At 52.5% G+C, this 17,735-nt stretch carries 18 protein-coding genes; 7 read left to right on the top strand and 11 right to left on the bottom strand.

Annotated features, from left to right (window positions below; genetic code table 11):
- Positions 1 to 82 precede the first annotated feature (82 nt).
- The 3 genes from ABMV07_RS05890 to ABMV07_RS05880 form a co-directional block, all read right to left on the bottom strand.
- Positions 83 to 1,267, bottom strand: coding sequence for a THUMP-like domain-containing protein (locus ABMV07_RS05890; RefSeq protein ID WP_197688816.1), 1,185 nt, complete (start codon positions 1,265 to 1,267; stop codon positions 83 to 85).
- Between the two features lie 27 nt (positions 1,268 to 1,294).
- Positions 1,295 to 2,104, bottom strand: coding sequence for an NUDIX domain-containing protein (locus ABMV07_RS05885; RefSeq protein WP_088267494.1), 810 nt, complete (start codon positions 2,102 to 2,104; stop codon positions 1,295 to 1,297).
- 78 nt (positions 2,105 to 2,182) lie between these two features.
- Complete coding sequence (locus ABMV07_RS05880; protein WP_088267538.1) at positions 2,183 to 3,031, bottom strand: ABC transporter ATP-binding protein; 849 nt, start codon at positions 3,029 to 3,031, stop codon at positions 2,183 to 2,185.
- A 115-nt stretch (positions 3,032 to 3,146) separates the two neighbouring features.
- Here ABMV07_RS05880 and ABMV07_RS05875 point away from each other — a divergent pair, with 115 nt between their 5' ends.
- Both ABMV07_RS05875 and glgB read left to right on the top strand, forming a co-directional pair.
- Complete coding sequence (locus ABMV07_RS05875) at positions 3,147 to 5,183, top strand: alpha-1,4-glucan--maltose-1-phosphate maltosyltransferase (RefSeq protein ID WP_197690073.1); 2,037 nt, start codon at positions 3,147 to 3,149, stop codon at positions 5,181 to 5,183.
- Positions 5,184 to 5,237: 54 nt separating this feature from the next.
- Complete coding sequence (gene glgB / locus ABMV07_RS05870) at positions 5,238 to 7,436, top strand: 1,4-alpha-glucan branching protein GlgB (RefSeq protein ID WP_197690074.1); 2,199 nt, start codon at positions 5,238 to 5,240, stop codon at positions 7,434 to 7,436.
- 394 nt (positions 7,437 to 7,830) lie between these two features.
- On the opposite strand, the gene ABMV07_RS05865 is transcribed toward glgB, so the two are convergent.
- Positions 7,831 to 8,727, bottom strand: a complete 897-nt coding sequence (locus ABMV07_RS05865; RefSeq protein ID WP_196977710.1) for a tetratricopeptide repeat protein — start codon at positions 8,725 to 8,727, stop codon at positions 7,831 to 7,833.
- A 153-nt stretch (positions 8,728 to 8,880) separates the two neighbouring features.
- Here ABMV07_RS05865 and ABMV07_RS05860 point away from each other — a divergent pair, with 153 nt between their 5' ends.
- Positions 8,881 to 9,264: a TIGR02611 family protein gene (locus ABMV07_RS05860; RefSeq protein WP_088267498.1), complete on the top strand. Its 384-nt coding sequence runs from the start codon at positions 8,881 to 8,883 to the stop codon at positions 9,262 to 9,264.
- 96 nt (positions 9,265 to 9,360) lie between these two features.
- Here the strand turns inward: ABMV07_RS05860 and ABMV07_RS05855 are convergent, their stop codons facing one another.
- Positions 9,361 to 10,404: an ABC transporter substrate-binding protein gene (locus tag ABMV07_RS05855; RefSeq protein ID WP_197690075.1), complete on the bottom strand. Its 1,044-nt coding sequence runs from the start codon at positions 10,402 to 10,404 to the stop codon at positions 9,361 to 9,363.
- A gap of 47 nt (positions 10,405 to 10,451) precedes the next feature.
- Here ABMV07_RS05855 and ABMV07_RS05850 point away from each other — a divergent pair, with 47 nt between their 5' ends.
- Genes ABMV07_RS05850 through ABMV07_RS05840 form a run of 3 tightly spaced genes read left to right on the top strand, consistent with a single transcriptional unit; the run spans position 10,452 to position 13,238 of the window.
- Positions 10,452 to 11,459: a FecCD family ABC transporter permease gene (locus ABMV07_RS05850; RefSeq protein ID WP_197690076.1), complete on the top strand. Its 1,008-nt coding sequence runs from the start codon at positions 10,452 to 10,454 to the stop codon at positions 11,457 to 11,459.
- 1 nt (position 11,460) lies between these two features.
- A complete protein-coding gene (locus ABMV07_RS05845) occupies positions 11,461 to 12,420 on the top strand; it encodes an iron chelate uptake ABC transporter family permease subunit (protein ID WP_197691839.1) in 960 nt (319 codons plus the stop codon).
- A complete protein-coding gene (locus tag ABMV07_RS05840; RefSeq protein ID WP_088267502.1) occupies positions 12,417 to 13,238 on the top strand; it encodes an ABC transporter ATP-binding protein in 822 nt (273 codons plus the stop codon). The genes ABMV07_RS05845 and ABMV07_RS05840 overlap by 4 nt, the downstream gene beginning before the upstream one ends.
- A gap of 2 nt (positions 13,239 to 13,240) precedes the next feature.
- On the opposite strand, the gene ABMV07_RS05835 is transcribed toward ABMV07_RS05840, so the two are convergent.
- Positions 13,241 to 13,555 (bottom strand): thiamine-binding protein, encoded by a 315-nt coding sequence (locus ABMV07_RS05835; protein ID WP_162495029.1) that lies wholly within the window; start codon positions 13,553 to 13,555, stop codon positions 13,241 to 13,243.
- An 88-nt stretch (positions 13,556 to 13,643) separates the two neighbouring features.
- Here ABMV07_RS05835 and mce point away from each other — a divergent pair, with 88 nt between their 5' ends.
- Positions 13,644 to 14,102 (top strand): methylmalonyl-CoA epimerase, encoded by a 459-nt coding sequence (gene mce / locus ABMV07_RS05830; protein ID WP_003851112.1) that lies wholly within the window; start codon positions 13,644 to 13,646, stop codon positions 14,100 to 14,102.
- A gap of 77 nt (positions 14,103 to 14,179) precedes the next feature.
- Here mce and ABMV07_RS05825 read toward each other — a convergent pair whose 3' ends face one another.
- The 5 genes from ABMV07_RS05825 to atpD form a co-directional block, all read right to left on the bottom strand.
- A complete protein-coding gene (locus ABMV07_RS05825; protein WP_088267505.1) occupies positions 14,180 to 14,464 on the bottom strand; it encodes a hypothetical protein in 285 nt (94 codons plus the stop codon).
- 28 nt (positions 14,465 to 14,492) lie between these two features.
- A complete protein-coding gene (nucS, locus tag ABMV07_RS05820; RefSeq protein WP_088267506.1) occupies positions 14,493 to 15,182 on the bottom strand; it encodes an endonuclease NucS in 690 nt (229 codons plus the stop codon).
- A 24-nt stretch (positions 15,183 to 15,206) separates the two neighbouring features.
- Positions 15,207 to 15,674, bottom strand: a complete 468-nt coding sequence (locus ABMV07_RS05815; RefSeq protein ID WP_088267507.1) for a DUF2550 domain-containing protein — start codon at positions 15,672 to 15,674, stop codon at positions 15,207 to 15,209.
- Positions 15,675 to 15,902: 228 nt separating this feature from the next.
- On the bottom strand, positions 15,903 to 16,274 hold the full coding sequence (locus tag ABMV07_RS05810; RefSeq protein ID WP_088267508.1) for a F0F1 ATP synthase subunit epsilon: 372 nt from the start codon (positions 16,272 to 16,274) through the stop codon (positions 15,903 to 15,905).
- Positions 16,275 to 16,287: 13 nt separating this feature from the next.
- Entirely contained in the window at positions 16,288 to 17,733 is a 1,446-nt protein-coding gene (gene atpD, locus ABMV07_RS05805) for a F0F1 ATP synthase subunit beta (RefSeq protein WP_003851105.1), read from the bottom strand.
- Positions 17,734 to 17,735 lie beyond the last annotated feature (2 nt).

Here is a 17,735-nt window from a genome sequence, read left to right as displayed (position 1 = left end):
CCCTTGTGAGCCACGCGCCCGACTAGTCTAATGCAGCGCACAAACTTGTGCTTATCGTGAGCATGCATCTGGCATTTTCTTCCTATTTCTGCGAATGTTCGCGCGCATGGCAGATCAAAGCTACACTTTTTCGACCAATGCGGGTACATATCGCTGCCATAGGAGTATTGCCCTTGAGCTTGAGTTTCTTTCGCAGTTGATCCGGATCCACATCCACGCCTCGTACTAGGATTTCTAGACTTCCGGCATTGTGAGCAACCAAAGCCGATTTCAGCTGTTTAAGCCCCACCATCTCAATGAATCTAAAGCCGCTTCTCCCCTGCGGAATGCGATCACCAGTGAGATAAGCAATGTGCTCATCAAGCATCCATAATTGTTCACGCGCGGCATAGTGTTGGACCAGCCCCGCACGTACAACTGCACCATCGGGATCGATGATAAAAGTCCCTGGATCCCCAGCGGGTATTTCACCACCGTGGTGGTCGTTGAGGACGTCGACACTATGATTTGGTCCAATCATGATGGCTTCCCGAGTCAATCCTTCAGATAACTCTGGCGTGTAGAGGCACGCTTCTTTTACGCCACCAGCAACGCTTACAACGCTGACCAGCCCGTCCCAATCTTGAAAATCCAAGCCCGGCGCGCATTTGATTGCCATCGGTGCGGCTGTAGTTGTAGCTATGCGCCAATGGTCAACCAATTGTGGCAGCGGTGGAATGAGTTGTTCGGGTTTGGTGATTCTGCGTCCTCCGGCACGCCGAGCGGGGTCTGCGATGATGACGTCGCTGCTTGTCGACGCTCGTTTTAGTGCGTCTGCTTGAAAAAATAGACCAGTAGGCACATTGTGTCGTGCCATAAGAAGGCGTGACATATCAAGGTCGCTGCCGTGGTACGTCATACCGAGATCAGTAATTGCTGCTCCCTCTGTACCGATGGAGCATGTTACGTCGTGGACTTTTGCTTCCGTCCCGCAGACACGGTGGATTCGATCTGCTCGTTGTTGTGCAACAGTTAGTGGCGTGGCTTGTTGTGCAGAATCGTGGCACATCAGCCAATCGTGTGGGAGTTTTCCCTGCGCTGATGTTCGAGAGGCGCATAGTTCCATTGCTGCTCGACCATTGGTGCCGAAATGTTTGCGAAACGTTGCGGCATCTTTTACTGCTGTCGATTTGGTCATCGCATGGTCACGAGTGATCATGCTTGCTACAGCTGTTATCTCTTCTTTATGCTCGAGGAGGAAATGCACCTCGTCGGTGGTGTAGCTCACTGGGTGATGTTCTCGTTTTCAGTGTTATTAGAAGCGTTCGGGAGGGGTAAAACTATAGAATTCTTCAAAGCGCGGATCGTCTACGGGATCGCCAATGATGGGTGTCATGTCTGCGCGGCGAAGAAATTCTTGTACGTCGCGCACACAATCGAATCGACCGAGGCTCAGTAGTTGTGCCCATGTGGGGATGACGAGTCGTATGAGTCCTGCCCGCCATCCGTCGAGGATGAGTGATGGGGAAAACCAACCGGTTGATGCTGCTTCGCGGGTATTTCCGTCGGGTTCTTGTCCTGGGGGTTGTACTGCGACGAAAGCAAACATATCGAATCGTTTTTCGTCTGTTTCGGGGCTTACCCATCGGGTTGAGGGGCGCAGCCATTCAGAGCGCAACGTGAGATCATGTCGTGCCAAGACTTGAGAAAGCGATAGTCTGTGACTTTCCAACGCCAACCGTTGAGGGTGGTATTGCGTGGCATCAGGGATGGGAGTGCCGTCTGAGCGTGTGGCTAGCAGGGTGCCGGTTTCTTCAAAGAGTTCGCGTGCTGCTGCGAATAATAGTGCGCGTGCTCGGTTACGGTTTGTGCCGAGTGAGCGAGCCCAGTGCATGAGGCTTGGCCCACCAAAGGTTTCGTGTTCTGATTCGACACCATCGAGTTCGAAGTCACGGGGGTCTACTCCGCCGCCTGGGAATACGGTGGCATTGGGAAACGTCGGCATCGATGAGACTCGTTCTTGAACATAGACTTCGAGTCCAGTGGGGGAATCTCGGATCATGAGCACGGTGACGGCTAGTTTTGCACCGTCGAGTCCTTCAGTGAGGTCCACTGGTGTACTCATGGGGGTTGCTCACCTCGATTCCCAAGTCCGGCGTAGTTGCAAGATATTCTACAGCGTGTTTGATTTGTCGACAGTCTGCTAGCGACGGTGACTACGGGCGGTGCGCTGACGGCGCGCGAAATAGCGGCCATCGATCTTGTCTACTTTGATGGGCTGATGGAATGCCTTGGTAAGGTTTGCACTGGTAAGGGCGTCGTCGATAAGCCCTTGGGAGACTACTTCGCCTTCGTCTAGAAGTAGTGCGTGAGTAAAACCTGCGGGAATCTCCTCTACATGGTGCGTAATCATGACCATGGCCGGTGCGTCGGGATCCATTGCTAGTTGAGCAAGGTATCCTACGAGGTCCTCTCTGCCACCTAGGTCCATGCCTGCGGTGGGTTCGTCGAGAAGCAAGAGCTCGGGGTTGGTCATGAGAGCGCGGGCAACTAGGACTCGTTTTCGCTCGCCTTCGCTTAAAGTCCCCCATGTTTGATCTGCGAGATGGTACGCACCGACTTGTTCTAGGATCTCAATGGCGCGATCGTGATCCCATTTGTCGTACTCTTCGCGCCACCGCCCCAAGATGGCGTACCCTGCCGAGATCACGAGATCAAGGACTTTTTCTTTGGTAGGAATTCGGTTTCCTAACGCTGACGAAGAAACACCGATCATCGCCCGCAAATCGCGCATATCTGTTTTACCGATGCGTTCCCCCATGATCCACAATGCACCTTTTGAGGGGAATTCTTCGGCAGCCGCCATCCGAATGAGTGTGGTCTTGCCCGCACCATTTGGTCCAAGGATCACCCACCGCTCATCCAATTCGACTTGCCAGGTGATAGGCCCTACCAGCTTTTTTCCACCCCGAGTGAACTCAACCTCTTCAAAATCGAGAAGGAGATCGGGGTTACGCGGATCATTCGTCGGGTTCGTCATAGGTTCCATCATGACGGATTTCTCACTGTGCATGTGGAATAGACACAGCTTGACTACTCTAAGAGACAAGGCTCGGGAAGGATTTTCTCGACAGTGAACAGTCCCCTACGTATAGAGGAATCGGCATATGAGTTCGAAGTCCACACGACTTGCTATTGAAGATGTTCGCCCCCAGGTTTCGTGCGGGCGACGGCCGTCGAAAGCCGTGGTCGGGGAAATGATTCCCGTCAGCGCTTTGGTGTGGCGCGAAGGCCACGATGCCATTGCAGCCACTCTCGTGGTAACTGATCCGACAGGTCAAAGTTCCTCCATTGCCATGGCGACCAAGAAGTTCGATCCCGACCGTATGTGGGCAAGTTTCGTTCCCGATCGCCCCGGTACGTGGACTTTTAGAGTCGATGCTTGGTCTGACGCCGTAGCCACGTGGCGCCATGCAGTGACCACAAAAATTGAGGCAGGTCAAAGCCCCGAGGAACTTTACAACGACATTGAGCATGGGGCTACCTTATTTGAATCAGCCATCGCTAGTGCGCCTAAGTCCGAAAGAAAGACTCTAGCGCCAGCGTTTACTCGGGTCATCAACGCACTGCGTAGCGACGCTCCCCTGCGCACCCGTGTCGCTCCTGCACTCAGCGCAGAAATCACTTATCTGCTGGCTGAGCATCCTGTGCGCGAACTGCTCACCCGCGGACACACCTACTCAATTTCCGTTGAACGTACCAAGGCCCTGTATAGCTCATGGTACGAACTATTCCCGCGCTCAACTGGCGGCTGGGACGATAACGGTCAGCCTGTTCATGGCACATTTGCTACTACAGCTCAGGCTTTGGATCGAGTGGCTGCCATGGGCTTTGATACTGTCTATTTCCCACCAATCCACCCCATCGGTGAGATTAACCGCAAAGGCAAAAACAACACACTCATTGCCCTACCGGGCGACGTGGGGTCGCCATGGGCAATCGGCTCTACTGAAGGTGGCCACGATTCAGTACACCCCCGTCTAGGAACTATAGACGACTTCCGCGCGCTCGTCGCCCGTGCACGCGAGCTGAACCTTGAAGTCGCACTTGATTTAGCGTTACAAGCTGCACCAGACCATCCATGGGCGAAATCTCACCCAGAATTCTTCACCGTACTTGCTGACGGATCTATTGCTTTCGCAGAAAATCCACCCAAGAAATATCAAGATATCTACCCATTGAATTTTGATAACGCACAAAAGAAGATCTATGCCGAAATTCTGCGCGTCGTTCTTTTCTGGGTTCAGCAAGGAGTGACCACCTTCCGTGTAGATAACCCTCACACCAAACCGGCAAACTTCTGGGAATGGCTTATTGCCAAGATCCATGCCAAGCACCCCGAAGTCATCTTCCTGGCGGAAGCTTTTACCCGCCCGGCGCGACTCTATGGCCTAGGCAAAGTGGGCTTTAGCCAGTCCTACACCTACTTCACGTGGAAGACTTCGAAGACTCAGCTACAGCAATTCGCCGAAGAAATCGCTGAGATGGCTGATGTTAGCCGCCCCAATCTGTTTGTTAACACCCCCGATATTTTGCACGAGTCGCTGCAGTATGGCGGTCGCGCCATGTTTGCTATTCGGGCAACGCTTGCGGCAACGATGTCGCCGGTATGGGGTGTGTACTCCGGATTCGAGCTCTTCGAGCATGAAGCAGTAGCACACGGTAGTGAAGAGTACGCAAACTCCGAAAAATACGAACTACGGCCTCGCAACTTTGACGCTGCCCGCGCAGCGGGTAATTCTCTCGAACCGTATCTCACTTTGCTCAATTCGATTCGTGCACAGCACCCTGCTCTCCAGCAGCTACGTGTGATCGATTTCCATCCAACCGATAACGACTCCATTCTTGCCTACAGCAAGGTTGATCCGATCACCGGCGACACCATCATGGTAGTAGTCAACCTAGATCCTGACCATGCTCAACAGGCAACGCTTGAACTCGATATGGAAGCTCTTGGGCGCGACACCACAGAATCCTTCGATGTCAACGATCTGGTGTCCGGACAACAATTCCACTGGGGTCAACGTAATTTTATCCGCCTCGATCCGTGTGCCAACGTAGCTCACATCGTTGCTATTCCCCCTGCACCATACAGCCACAAAGCGCAACTATCTTGGCGCGGAAAATCCGATTACCGGAACTAATAACTGTCAACATTTGCCTCATATCGACTTAACGTAAAGAAAGTACTTACTCTCATGGTTTCTCCTACTCAGATCGCACCAGTCCATCCTGATGTCCTCCACGCCCTCAAAATCTGCCAATACCACGATCCGCACGGAGTATATGGCTGGCACGAAGTAGATGCTGAACACGCAGTTATCCGTACCCGCCACATCGGTGCAGAACGCGTGGAAGCATTACTCAGCGACTCCACTGTGGTAGAGTTCGCCACCGTAGGTGACGACATCTTTGAAGCAATCGTTGACCACGATGCTTCCTGCGATTATCGCCTACGAATTCACTGGCAAGGTGGACAAGTAACCGAACAAGCCGATGCATACCATTTCCTGCCAACACTAGGTGATCTTGACCTCCACCTCATCAACGAAGGCCGTCATGAGCGACTGTGGGAAGTACTCGGCGCGAACCCGACCACTATCACCACGGCCATGGGTGACGTTGAAGGTACTGCCTTTGCAGTCTGGGCACCTAACGCACGCGGAGTTGCTGTCATCGGCGACTTCTGCGGATGGAACCCCAGCCAATACCCTATGCGTAGCCTCGGCTCGACCGGAATCTGGGAGCTGTTCATCCCTAACATTGGCGTGGGAACAGTCTACAAATTTGCGATCCACACCCACGAAGGTCATCGCCTAGACAAGGCAGACCCCATGGCAAAGCGTGCCGAGGTAGCACCGGCAACCGGCTCCATCATCGCTTCCTCCTCCTACACGTGGAATGACGATGTCTGGATGACCAATCGTGCGCACACCGACCACGACAACGCTGCGATGAGCGTCTATGAGGTCCATCTTGGTTCATGGAACCAAGGCCAAAACTACGAGGAACTAGCCACCAACCTTGTCGACTATGTCAAGGATATGGGCTATACCCACGTGGAGTTCCTCCCTGTAGCAGAGCACCCCTTTGGTGGTTCATGGGGCTACCAAGTTTCTGGTTACTACGCTCCTACCTCACGCTGGGGTACCCCAGATCAGCTTCGCTTGCTTATCGACGCCTTCCACCAAGCAGGCATCGGCGTAATCGTCGACTGGGTGCCAGCACACTTCCCCAAAGATGCTTTCGCACTCGGCCGTTTCGATGGCCAAGCTCTCTACGAACACCCTGACTGGCGCCGCGGTGAACAAAAAGACTGGGGCACCTACGTTTTCGATTTCGGTCGCAACGAAGTCCGCAATTTCCTCGTCGCCAACGCTTTGTACTGGCTCGAAGAGTTCCATGTCGATGGACTCCGTGTCGATGCTGTGGCCTCGATGCTGTATTTAGACTACTCACGCGAGCCCGGTGAGTGGCTTCCAAACATCTACGGTGGCCGTGAAAACCTCGAAGCTGTTCAGTTCCTCCAAGAAATGAACGCCACCGTGCACAAGAGTCACCCAGGTGTGATGACCATTGCTGAAGAATCCACCTCATGGCCAGGAGTTACCTCTCCAACGTGGGAAGGCGGCCTCGGTTTCAGCATGAAATGGAATATGGGCTGGATGAATGATACACTTGAATATTTCTCACACGAGCCTATTCATCGCATGTACCACCACAACGACATCACGTTCTCCATGGTGTACGCATACTCTGAGAAATTCGTCCTCCCCTTCAGCCACGACGAAGTAGTTCACGGCAAAGGCTCACTGTGGACCCGCATGCCAGGCGACGCATGGAACAAAGCTGCAGGTCTACGCACCTTGTATGCCTACATGTACGCTCACCCAGGCAAGAATCTGCTGTTCCAAGGACAAGAATTCGGCCAAGTGAAAGAATGGTCCGAAGAACGAAGCCTTGACTGGGGTGACATGGACGGTTGGGAAGGCGAATACCACCGCGGTATCCGCACCTTGGTACAAGACCTCAACGCACTGTACAAAGACTTCCCTGCGCTCTACAGCCAAGACAACAACCCAGCAGGATTTAGCTGGACAAAGTCTGACGACGCAGCAAACAACATCTTGTCTTTCATGCGCTACGGTGCTGATGGATCCAAGATCCTAGCTGTATTCAACTTTGGTGGAGCAGATCACCCAAGCTACAAACTAGGTGTGCCTGAAGGCGGAAACTGGAAGTGCATCCTCAACACTGATGCAGGCATCTACGAAGGAGCAGATAACTACCTCGATAGCGATGTCATGGCGTGGGACACCGACTGGGATGGCTATCAGCATTCCCTCACAGTGCATATACCTGCAATGAGCGGCCAGCTCTATCGTTGGGAAGCATAATCACGCTGTTGTAAGAAGGTACGTTGCCAACCAGCATAAAACTGGCCGGCAACGTACCTTTCTCGCTTTTACTAGTTACTACCCGCGCTTTTCTTAAAAAGTTTTTCGGAACCTACAAGACTCTGGCTCTCTTCTGATTGTGCGGCATAAACGGGGGTATTTCGAAGCATTTTTCTCAGAACTTCACACCAAATCGCTTCCAAACCGGCCGTTTGGGCAGATTTGGTGTGAAGTGCCGTCTTTTCGGGGGTGAGCGGGGGTGGCGCGCCCACCAACGCCAGCCAATCCCAGCCAAGCCATGGTTGTGAAAACGTCCTACTCCGCGTAGTGCCACGCCCGAACCCCCCCGGCGAACTAATCAATGCACTCTAAAACCGGAAGAGCCCATTAACGATCAAAACAATTTGCTTGCCATTTTTGATCGAGCAGCCTGCACACGAGGATCACTAGGCTCAAACACCGAATACAATTCCAGCAACCGCGTCCTAACTTTCTCGTTCGGCAACAGTTCGATGAGACGATCAAACGCTTCCTCTACTTTTCCAGTCGTGATCTCTGCATCAGCAGCGGCGAATGCTTTATCCACGTCCTGTAGATCAGCATCTGCAACAGCAACAGGATCGACGCTCCGGTCAGCATCCTTCAGACGCGACAACAATCTGGCGTTGTCTCGCGCTTGCAAGGCCATCTGATTCTTTGGCTCATGGCGCAAAATTTCCTCATAAACCGCAATGGCCGCATCAAAATCGCCAGCATTCAATGCCTCAGTAGCAGGGTCAAAGCGAGGATCCTCTGCTGGCTCTGCTTCCGCATCATCACCTGTGATGCCTGGTAGTTTCCCTTCGACGGCTTTAACTACGGCAGCTGTCCATTGCTGCAACGCGTCGATTGGCTGACCACCCTCAAAATTAGCCAAAGGCTGACCTTGAGCCAACGCCACGACCGTCGGCAAGCCCTGAATGCCAAACATCTGGGCAACCTGCGGAGTAGCGTCGGCATCAATATAGGCGAAAATGAAACTCAAGCTTGCGCCGCTGGCGATCTGGCTAAGATCCGCTCGCAACTGTTCCGAGTCGGGGCTTCGTGAAGTACCAATCAACACCACAACGGGAACCTGCATGGAACGCTTAATAAGCTCCTCTTCCACGTTATCCATAGTGATGGTTACTGTGGGCTCCACCCCAGCCACAGACGACTGACCCGCTCGCTGTGCTTGAGAACGCGCCTCCACACGAGCTTTTACCTCTCCTAGATCAATCGCACCTGCAACAAAACGATTGGGCGTTGTCATGATATTTTTCACTCCTCAGCAAAGTATTTACCTGTGCCAGCCTACGTTCTTCCACCAATTTTTGCGTGGTCGATCGTTTTATATGAAGTAAATCGAAGCATCACTTAAAATAACACTCAGTTTTTATAATTTCTGAGCGTGCAGTGAGGGGCGATGGAAGAAAAGGTCCACAACCTAATGAACAAGATGCAGGATCGGCACTTGCGTATGAAGGCTGCGTGGTATGGACCCGTCCTTTCTCCCCTTCTCCTAGTGGCAGGTATGTGCCTACTAGTCTTTGGCATCATCATCTTGCCCACCCCAGCCCCTGGTTGGCTCTGCATTTTTATCGCGCTAGGAATACTATCTCTGGTGCATCCACCCACCCGCAGGCTCACAATCTGGCTGGCATCCAAGCTGGATATCTTCTTTGCTTGGTACGGTCAGCGCCATCCGGCAGTGCGAACCAGCCTCGTTGGATTATTGATCCTCTTTATGGTGTTAGTAATGGGCGGAACCTACCTATTCATTGCACCCGCCCACTGGCCAAGTATTTAGCCTCAATAGGGCAAAGAAAATGATCCGCCCCTAGTAAACTTACATCGCAATGATTGTTAGCTCACTAGGAGCGGATCAGAATTTTTCCGAAGGATTTTATTTCTTCAGTAAGTAGTCGTGAAGGTCCGAGACAATCTCCATAGCGCCTGTTGGCCCTAGACCAAGGAACCACACATCATCATTAACGCGGTGAGCTTTACCCGCAGCTACTGCTTCAAGGTTCTTCCATGCCGGCCCCTCAACTACAGCGGTTTCCCCTGTAGCATCTGGTTTTCCGTAAGAAGTATAGAAGATGACCGATCCTGCAGCTTGATCGATGTTTTCTGGAGAAATTTCAACAGCAACGTCATCAACGTTTTGCTTTTCTGGACGAGCAAGCCCAGCATCGGCAAGAATAACACCGATCAACGACTTTTTTCCATACAGTCTCAGCTTGTTAGGCATAAACCTAACTAGAGAAACCTCAGTATTTTGAGGAACGTTATTCTTTAGCTCAGCAACGCGGTCGGCATACTCATTCAGTTTTTCTTCTGCTTCTTTTTCCATACCAAGTGCCTCACCAACAAGGAGGAAGTTTTCCTTCCATGGAGAACCTGGTCGGATGGAAAAAACCGTAGGTGCAATGTCAGAAAGCTGCGGATACAGTTTGTCTGCACGCACTTGCGAACCAATAATCAGGTCGGGCTTCAAAGCCGCAATTGCCTCGATGTTAAGCTCATTGATAGTGCCAACCCGCTCAACATCTTTTACCTTGTCGGCAAGATAGCTCGGCACTGGGTTAGCACCCTTGGTAGTGGTCATTCCTACTGGGGTTATTCCAAGAGACAAGACGCTATCTAATTCACCGGTATCAAGGACAACAACACGCTCAGGTTTGGTCGCGATCTCCGTTGTTCCAGCAGCATGAACGACAGTACGTGGGAATTGACCTGGCTGCGCATCACTACCAAGCTTGGCAGTCTCTTCATCAGCGGTGCTAAAACGCTGACCACCCATGGCAACATCAGCGTTACCCTGAGCGTTAGTCGAGGAATTGTCAGAAGAAGAGCATGCTGCAAGGGACAGCATTATTCCAGTGGCAGTGGCGAAGGCAAGGAAAGGACACATTGCTTTCGCACGAGATCGGGATATTTCGAACATGTTGGACAGGTTACCCTAATTTCAAATTAATTGGTTAGTATTATCTAATGCTTCGACAACCTCGTGTCCGGCTACCATTGCCTTTAGTTATCACATTCCTTGGAATCATTCTCCTCTGCATGATCATCATGAGTTTAGGAATCGGTGCTCGAAGCATTACCCCACCCGACGTCCTCGCCGCTCTTCGTCACTACGGCGACCCAACAAATAGTCACATCATCTGGGGACGCCGAATCCCCCGCACTCTCATCGCCATTGCAGCAGGTGCGTCACTGAGTCTCGCAGGTGTGTTAATTCAAGCGTTAACCCGTAATCCCCTAGCGGACACCGGCGTATTCGGCATCAACGCCGGCGCAGCTTTTACCATTGTCGTCGGCATAGCCCTAGCAGGATCACTAAGCCACATCAGCATATTCGCACTGGCACTATTAGGCGCGATCTTAGCCGGTGCATGCGTATACGCACTCAGCATGAACTCACGCAAAGGCTCTGATCCCTTACGCCTCGTACTTGCCGGTGTAGCACTAAGCACAATACTCACCGGCATTGGCGACGGCTTATCATTAGTAAATCCCCAAGCATTTGATCGACTCAAAAGCTGGATGGTCGGCAACATCGACGCCGGCTCGTATCAACCCGCAGCTCTAGCAGGAGCTGGCCTACTCCTAGGGATTCTCGTCACTGCAGCATGCATGAGACAACTCAACGCATTATCCCTAGGAGACGAGTTGGCCATCACCATGGGGGCGTCGATAGCAAAAACTCGCTTGTTCACATTCATTGCAATCGTCGTACTCGCTGCTAGCGCCACTGCCGCAGCAGGGGTAATTACATTCCTAGGACTCATGGTTCCACATATCGCACGCTGGATCGTAGGCCCCAACCTCCTACGCTTAGTGGCCACAGCCTCCCTCATTGGCCCCATCATAGTACTTTCAGCCGATATTCTCGGCCGAATCATCGTTCTAGGCGAATTTCCCGCCGGCGTGGTCGTCGCCTTCATCGGCGCACCATTCCTCATCGCTTACGCGCAGACGAAACGCAAGGAGATTTAGCATGCGTGTACTCGTCATACTCTCCTCTCTCCTCCTAGTCACCGCGGCATACAGCTTGGTAATTCCAGGAGCCGGACTAAGCACTTGGCAGCTTCTCACCAGCGAAACCCCATTAGCACACACAGTTGTCATGCAGTGGCGCTTACCTCGAGTGGTCACCGGCATCCTAGTAGGCGCAGCACTAGCCATTGCAGGATCACTATTCCAATCCCTCACACGCAACCCGCTCGGATCACCTGACATCATCGGATTTTCGACCGGCGCCTACACCGGCGTAATCGCAGTCTTCCTCCTAGGAGGGTCTGGCTTTGCTGCAACCGTTACCGGTGCGCTCATCGGCGGTCTAGCAGTTTCAGTCATGGTGATTGCACTGTCTGTTCGAACACGTATCGACGGCCTTCGCATCATCTTGGTAGGCCTCGGAATATCAGCAATGCTCTCAGCCCTCAATAGATGGTTAATTACCCGCGGAGAACTCGACACAGCACTGTCTGCAGCAAGTTGGGGTGCAGGCTCACTCAATGGACTCCGCTGGACCATAGCGATACCAGCCTGCTGTGTCCTAGCAATTCTTATCACCACAACTATTCCATTACGGCGATTCCTCGATGTTCTTAGCCTAGGAGACGATCTCGCTGTAGGCCTTGGACTTCGATTGCAGTTAACCAAGCTCCTCCTCTTAGTCGGTGGAGTATTCTTGGTGGCAGCAACCACCGCTGTCGCTGGCCCCATCGCATTTGTGGCTTTGGCGTCTCCACACATTGCCCGTGCACTAACGTCGTCTGCACGAACCCCGCTTGTAGAGACGTCGGTAATCGGCGCTTTGCTTATTATCGTTGCCGACCTCATCGGCCAGCGACTTTTCTACCCCACCCAGCTTCCTGTTGGCCTCGTCACCGTCACCATCGGTGGCATGTACCTGCTGTGGCTCATAGCCCGCGGCTCGAAGGAGAACTCATGACCAGCACTTCCCCCATTCTTCGTACTGATTCCGTCACATTGGCGTGGGATAAACATACAGTAAGTACTGACCTCACTGTCGAGGTGCCGCAAGGACAATTCACAGCCATCATTGGGCCAAATGGTTGTGGAAAATCCACACTATTAAAAAGCTTCGCACGAATTCTTCAACCACACACTGGGCAAGTGTATCTAGGTGACAACCCGCTGGATTCTTTGCACACAAAATACATAGCCCAACGTATCGCTTTGCTGCCACAAACAGCACTTGCACCAGCTGATATTACTGTCGAAGAACTCGTAGGCAGAGGTCGTTTCCCCTACCAAACCCTTCTGCGACAGTGGTCAACTAAGGATGCTCAAGCAGTTGATTCCGCTCTTCTAGCAACCGGCACGGCACAACTACGCCACCGCCGCGTTACTGAGCTTTCTGGCGGCCAACGTCAACGAGTCTGGCTCGCAATGGTGCTGGCCCAAAACACACCCGTAGTTCTCCTAGACGAGCCCACAACGTATCTCGATGTAGCCCACCAATACCAACTTTTGGAGCTCGCCCGAGCACTGCGGCAACAGCTCGGACGAACTATTGTGACCGTCTTACACGATCTACAACAGGCTGTTAGATATGCCGACCATCTTATTGTGATGAAAGATGGCGCAGTCTATGCCGAAGGCACTCCAAGCAACATCATGACACCACAACTGATTTCCGAGGTATTTGAAATCAATGTTGATGTTCATATCATCGACGATCATGTGGTGATCGTGCCCAAAACCATGCCTCAACCTGATGTATCAGTCCTAGAAAATCTGCAATAGGTTTAGCTCTCCGAATCCCCTGCAAGCACACGCTCCACCGACGCTACCTTCTGTTGCAATTGCCCTGTGTAACCTGGTCGGATATCTGCCTTAATAACAAGGCTTGCCCGTGGAGACACAGCAAGAACAGCGTCGGTGGCTTTCTTCACCACAGCCATAACTTCATCCCACTCCCCTTCGATCAAAGTAAACATGGCATTTGTCTCATTTGGCAGACCAGATTCACGAACAACTCGGATGGCCTCTGCTACTACATCAGCCATTTCTGCCTTGTTATTTGAGGTTTCGGTAGGTGCTACAGAAAATGCAAGAATCATGTCAATGAGCATAGTCTCACACTCCAAATATGGTTTGAATGCACAAAATCCGCACACATGGCAGTCGATGTAGCTAAAGTTGGAAACCATGAGTACCGATATTTCAGCCATTGATATTCCACACGAGCTCGTTATCTGCCTAGACCACGTAGGCATCGCAGTTCCAGACTTCGACGCAGCCGTCGAATTCTACCGTTCTGCATTCGGCTGGGTTAACCACCACGATGAGGTTAACGAGGAGCAAGGCGTTCATGAGGCCATGATTGGCCCTAAGAACCTCAAGGAAACCGATGGAATGATTCAGATTCTCGCTCCATTGAACGAAGAATCCACCATTGCTAAGTTCATCGATAAGAAGGGCCCAGGCTTGCAGCAAATGTGCCTGCGCACCTCAGACATCGACGCGCTCTCTGAGCACCTCAAAGCTCAGGGCGTTCGCCTTCTCTACCCAGAACCAAAGAACGGCACCGCTGGCGCTCGTATTAACTTTGTTCACCCAAAGGATGCCGGCGGCGTCCTCCTAGAGCTCACCGAGCCACAGAAGTAAAGCGGTTCTAGCCAAGAGCGGCCGGTATCCCTTTGACTACAAGGGGATACCGGCCGCTCTTTTGCATTAGCTGTTTATTAGCGACGTTCCCAACATGAACGATGCCAGTGGCGTCGATCGTCAGCGCCCCGGACAGAATCTTTGGGCCACGCCACGATATGCGCAATTCCCGGAGGAATGTTTTGATGACATCCTGGGCATACGTAGAACTTCACGGCAGCATGCGAGCCCATATGCCGCATCAAGTACAGTTCACCATTAGTCCACTGCGGACCCTCTACAACTTGAGTTCCGTAGTAAGTTGCACCATCTCGCGGTAAAGCGCGTAATTCCGGCACTGCTCTTCTATTTCTTCGCCCCACGTTAGATCAACCTCTCACACAAAACTAACTAGAACAGTCGCAGTTCTGTCGATTCAATGCCTCGCAGAGAATCATAATCAAGTGTGACGCATCGAATTCCGCGGTCTTCGGCCAACGTCCGAGCCTGCGGTTTAATGTACTGGGCTGCAAATACACCTGCCACCGGTGCGAGTAAATCATCACGGTTAAGCAGCTCAAGGTAACGACTTAATTGCTCAACGCCATCAATGCCACCACGACGCTTAATCTCGACGGCCACGGCGCCACCATTATCATCACGGCACAGAATATCGACGGGGCCAATTGGTGTTGGGTATTCCCTACGCACTAACGAGTAGCCGTCGCCAAGCGTTTCAATATGCTCAGCTAGAAGCTCTTGGAGATGCGCCTCAACGCCGTCTTTTTGTAGCCCTGGGTCTTCACCCAAGTCGTAATACATATCGGAGTGCAGTGCTTCAATCGTGATACGCAGCTGCTCACCTTTTTTATTTTCAACGATCCATAGCGGAATCGATTCACCAGTCTCTGGTTCCTCATGCGTTGTTTCCGTTAACGTACACGGAGGTGTCATCCAGTTCAGAGGCTTGTATGCACGGTCATCAGCATGAATAGATACCGATCCATCAGCTTTGACCATGAGTAGACGATCAGCCATCGGAAGGTGAGCTTCGAGGCGACCAATATAATCGACAGAACAACGAGCAATGACAAGACGCATGCTCAATACCCTATCGTGTTAGGGCTATTTACGCTTATTCCGGTCGACTTTGCGGTACAACGCGTTGTAGTCGATCCGTTCTTGACGTCGATTAGGAGCGGATTCAATCCACGAAACAAAAGCCATCGATGCAGATTTGTCGAGTGCTACTTCATAATCTCGAGCCAAATAGTTAATCTTGTGAACCGTCGCATCGGAATTAAGCAACAAAATTTCGGAATCTTCAAGTGGGCGTGCCCCCAAATAATCCACTTGCTGGCGATCCACGACCAAATCTGGCCCAGGTTTGAGGGAACGGAGCTTGAAATACTGCAATCCTTCGCCGTGATACCTCATGGATCCATGACGCCAATGTCGGCCACTAGGAGACGGTAACTCACGAATAACTACAGCAGAGCCGCTACTTCGCACATATAAAAAACGCCATACAGCGACAGCAAGCAGCACGGCGAGGACCAATAAGAGAAGGATAATACCAATATCGAACTTCATCACATTGCTCCTTGCGGCGAGGCTAAGAATGTCAGAACAGTTAAAACAACTGCACGAAAAACTAGTTAATCTTACATTTTACTACGGTTACCAGCGGGAACAAACTTAATCATTTTTTAAAAGTGAAGCCCAATAATATAAGTGCACCGAAAACCCCTGCGATTCTCCCAGACTTAAGCTGAGAATCCCACAGGGGCTTACGAATGGAGAGGGGCTTGTGCCCTTTTCCTAGGCCTCTGCCTTACGACGTACGGCCTTGAGCTCTGCTTCTGCACGAGCCTTGGAAATTTCGTCATCGGCCTGGAGAAGCGACTCGGACTCAGCGGTATTAACCTCATCAGCCCAAATAGCGTACTCCGCAAGAATGGTGACCTTTTCCTTAGAAATGGAGAGGAAACCACCCTGGACGGCGGCGACGAGCTTGTCGCCGTCGACCGGACGGATAGTCACAACACCGTTGTCCACCAGTTGGGCGAGCAATGGTTCGTGGCCGGGCAGCACACCGATCTCACCTTCAACGGTCTGCGCAGTAACGATGCTGGCCTTTCCCGACCACAGCATACGCTCTACTGAAACCAGTTCCACGGTGATGTCAGCCATGTGCGTGCCTCCTCTACTTCTCGGTCATCTTCTTGTATGCAGCCTCGACGTCGTCCAAGCCACCCAAGCCGTTGAAGGCCTGCTCTGGGTAGTGATCGAAGTCGCCGTTGCAGATGCGCTCGAATGCGTCGATGGTGTGAGCCAGCGGCACGTAGGAGCCTGGGATGCCGGTGAACTTTTCAGCAACGAAGAAGTTCTGGCCCAAGAAGCGCTCAAGGCGACGTGCGCGCTGAACGGTGATCTTGTCCTCTTCAGACAGCTCGTCCATACCGAGGATGGCGATAATGTCCTGGAGCTCCTTGTTCTTCTGCAGAATGTTGATCACGCGCTGTGCAACTGCGTAGTGACGCTCGCCTACAATACCTGGTTCGAGGATACGAGAGGTAGAGGTCAGCGGGTTCACTGCAGGGTAAATACCCTTGGAAGCGATTGCACGGTCAAGCTCGGTGGTTGCATCCAAGTGAGCGAACGTGGTCGCAGGAGCTGGGTCGGTGTAGTCGTCGGCAGGAACGTAAACGGCCTGCAGAGACGTAATCGACTTACCTTTAGTGGAGGTAATACGTTCCTGGAGAACACCCATCTCGTCAGCCAAAGTTGGCTGGTAACCCACGGCGGAAGGCATACGACCAAGAAGGGTCGAAACCTCGGAACCTGCCTGGGTGAAACGGAAGATATTGTCGATGAACAGAAGCACATCCTGGTGCTGAACATCGCGGAAGTACTCCGCCATGGTCAGACCGGACAGAGCAACGCGCATACGAACTCCTGGTGGCTCGTCCATCTGGCCGAACACGAGAGCGGTGTCCTGAAGAACACCCATCTCTTCCATTTCGAGGAAGAGGTCGGTGCCCTCACGGGTACGCTCACCAACGCCAGCGAAGACGGAGGTACCGGAGAACTCGCGAGCAATACGAGTGATCATCTCTTGGATGAGCACGGTCTTACCCACACCTGCACCACCGAAAAGACCAATCTTGCCGCCCTTAACGTAAGGGGTGAGCAAGTCGATGACCTTAATACCGGTCTCGAGGATTTCGGTCTTACCTTCGAGCTGATCGAATGGTGGTGGATCGCGGTGAATTCCCCACTGCTCGCCATCGCGGCCGAGACCTGGCTCATCCAAGCAATCGCCTAGTGCGTTGAAGACGTGGCCTTTAACAACGTCACCAACTGGCACGGAGATTGGCTTGCCCGAGTCGGTTACGACAGCACCACGGACAAGGCCATCGGTAGGTGCCATGGACACAGCGCGAACGAGGTTGTCGCCCAAGTGCTGGGCAACCTCAAGGGTAATGGTCTTAGCGACTGCCTCGAGGGTGACCTCGACAGTCAGCGCGTTGTACAGTGCCGGCAACTCGCCACGCGGGAACTCCACGTCGACGACCGGACCGATGACGCGCACGACGCGACCGGCGACGGACGCCTGCTGCGTATTCTGCTCTTCAAGAGCTGTGGTCATAA

The organism is Corynebacterium belfantii (assembly GCF_041898185.1).
In the GTDB taxonomy this organism is placed as follows: domain Bacteria; phylum Actinomycetota; class Actinomycetes; order Mycobacteriales; family Mycobacteriaceae; genus Corynebacterium; species Corynebacterium belfantii.
Note: the sequence above shows the minus strand (reverse complement) of the source record. Positions and strands in the feature narration are given on the sequence as shown.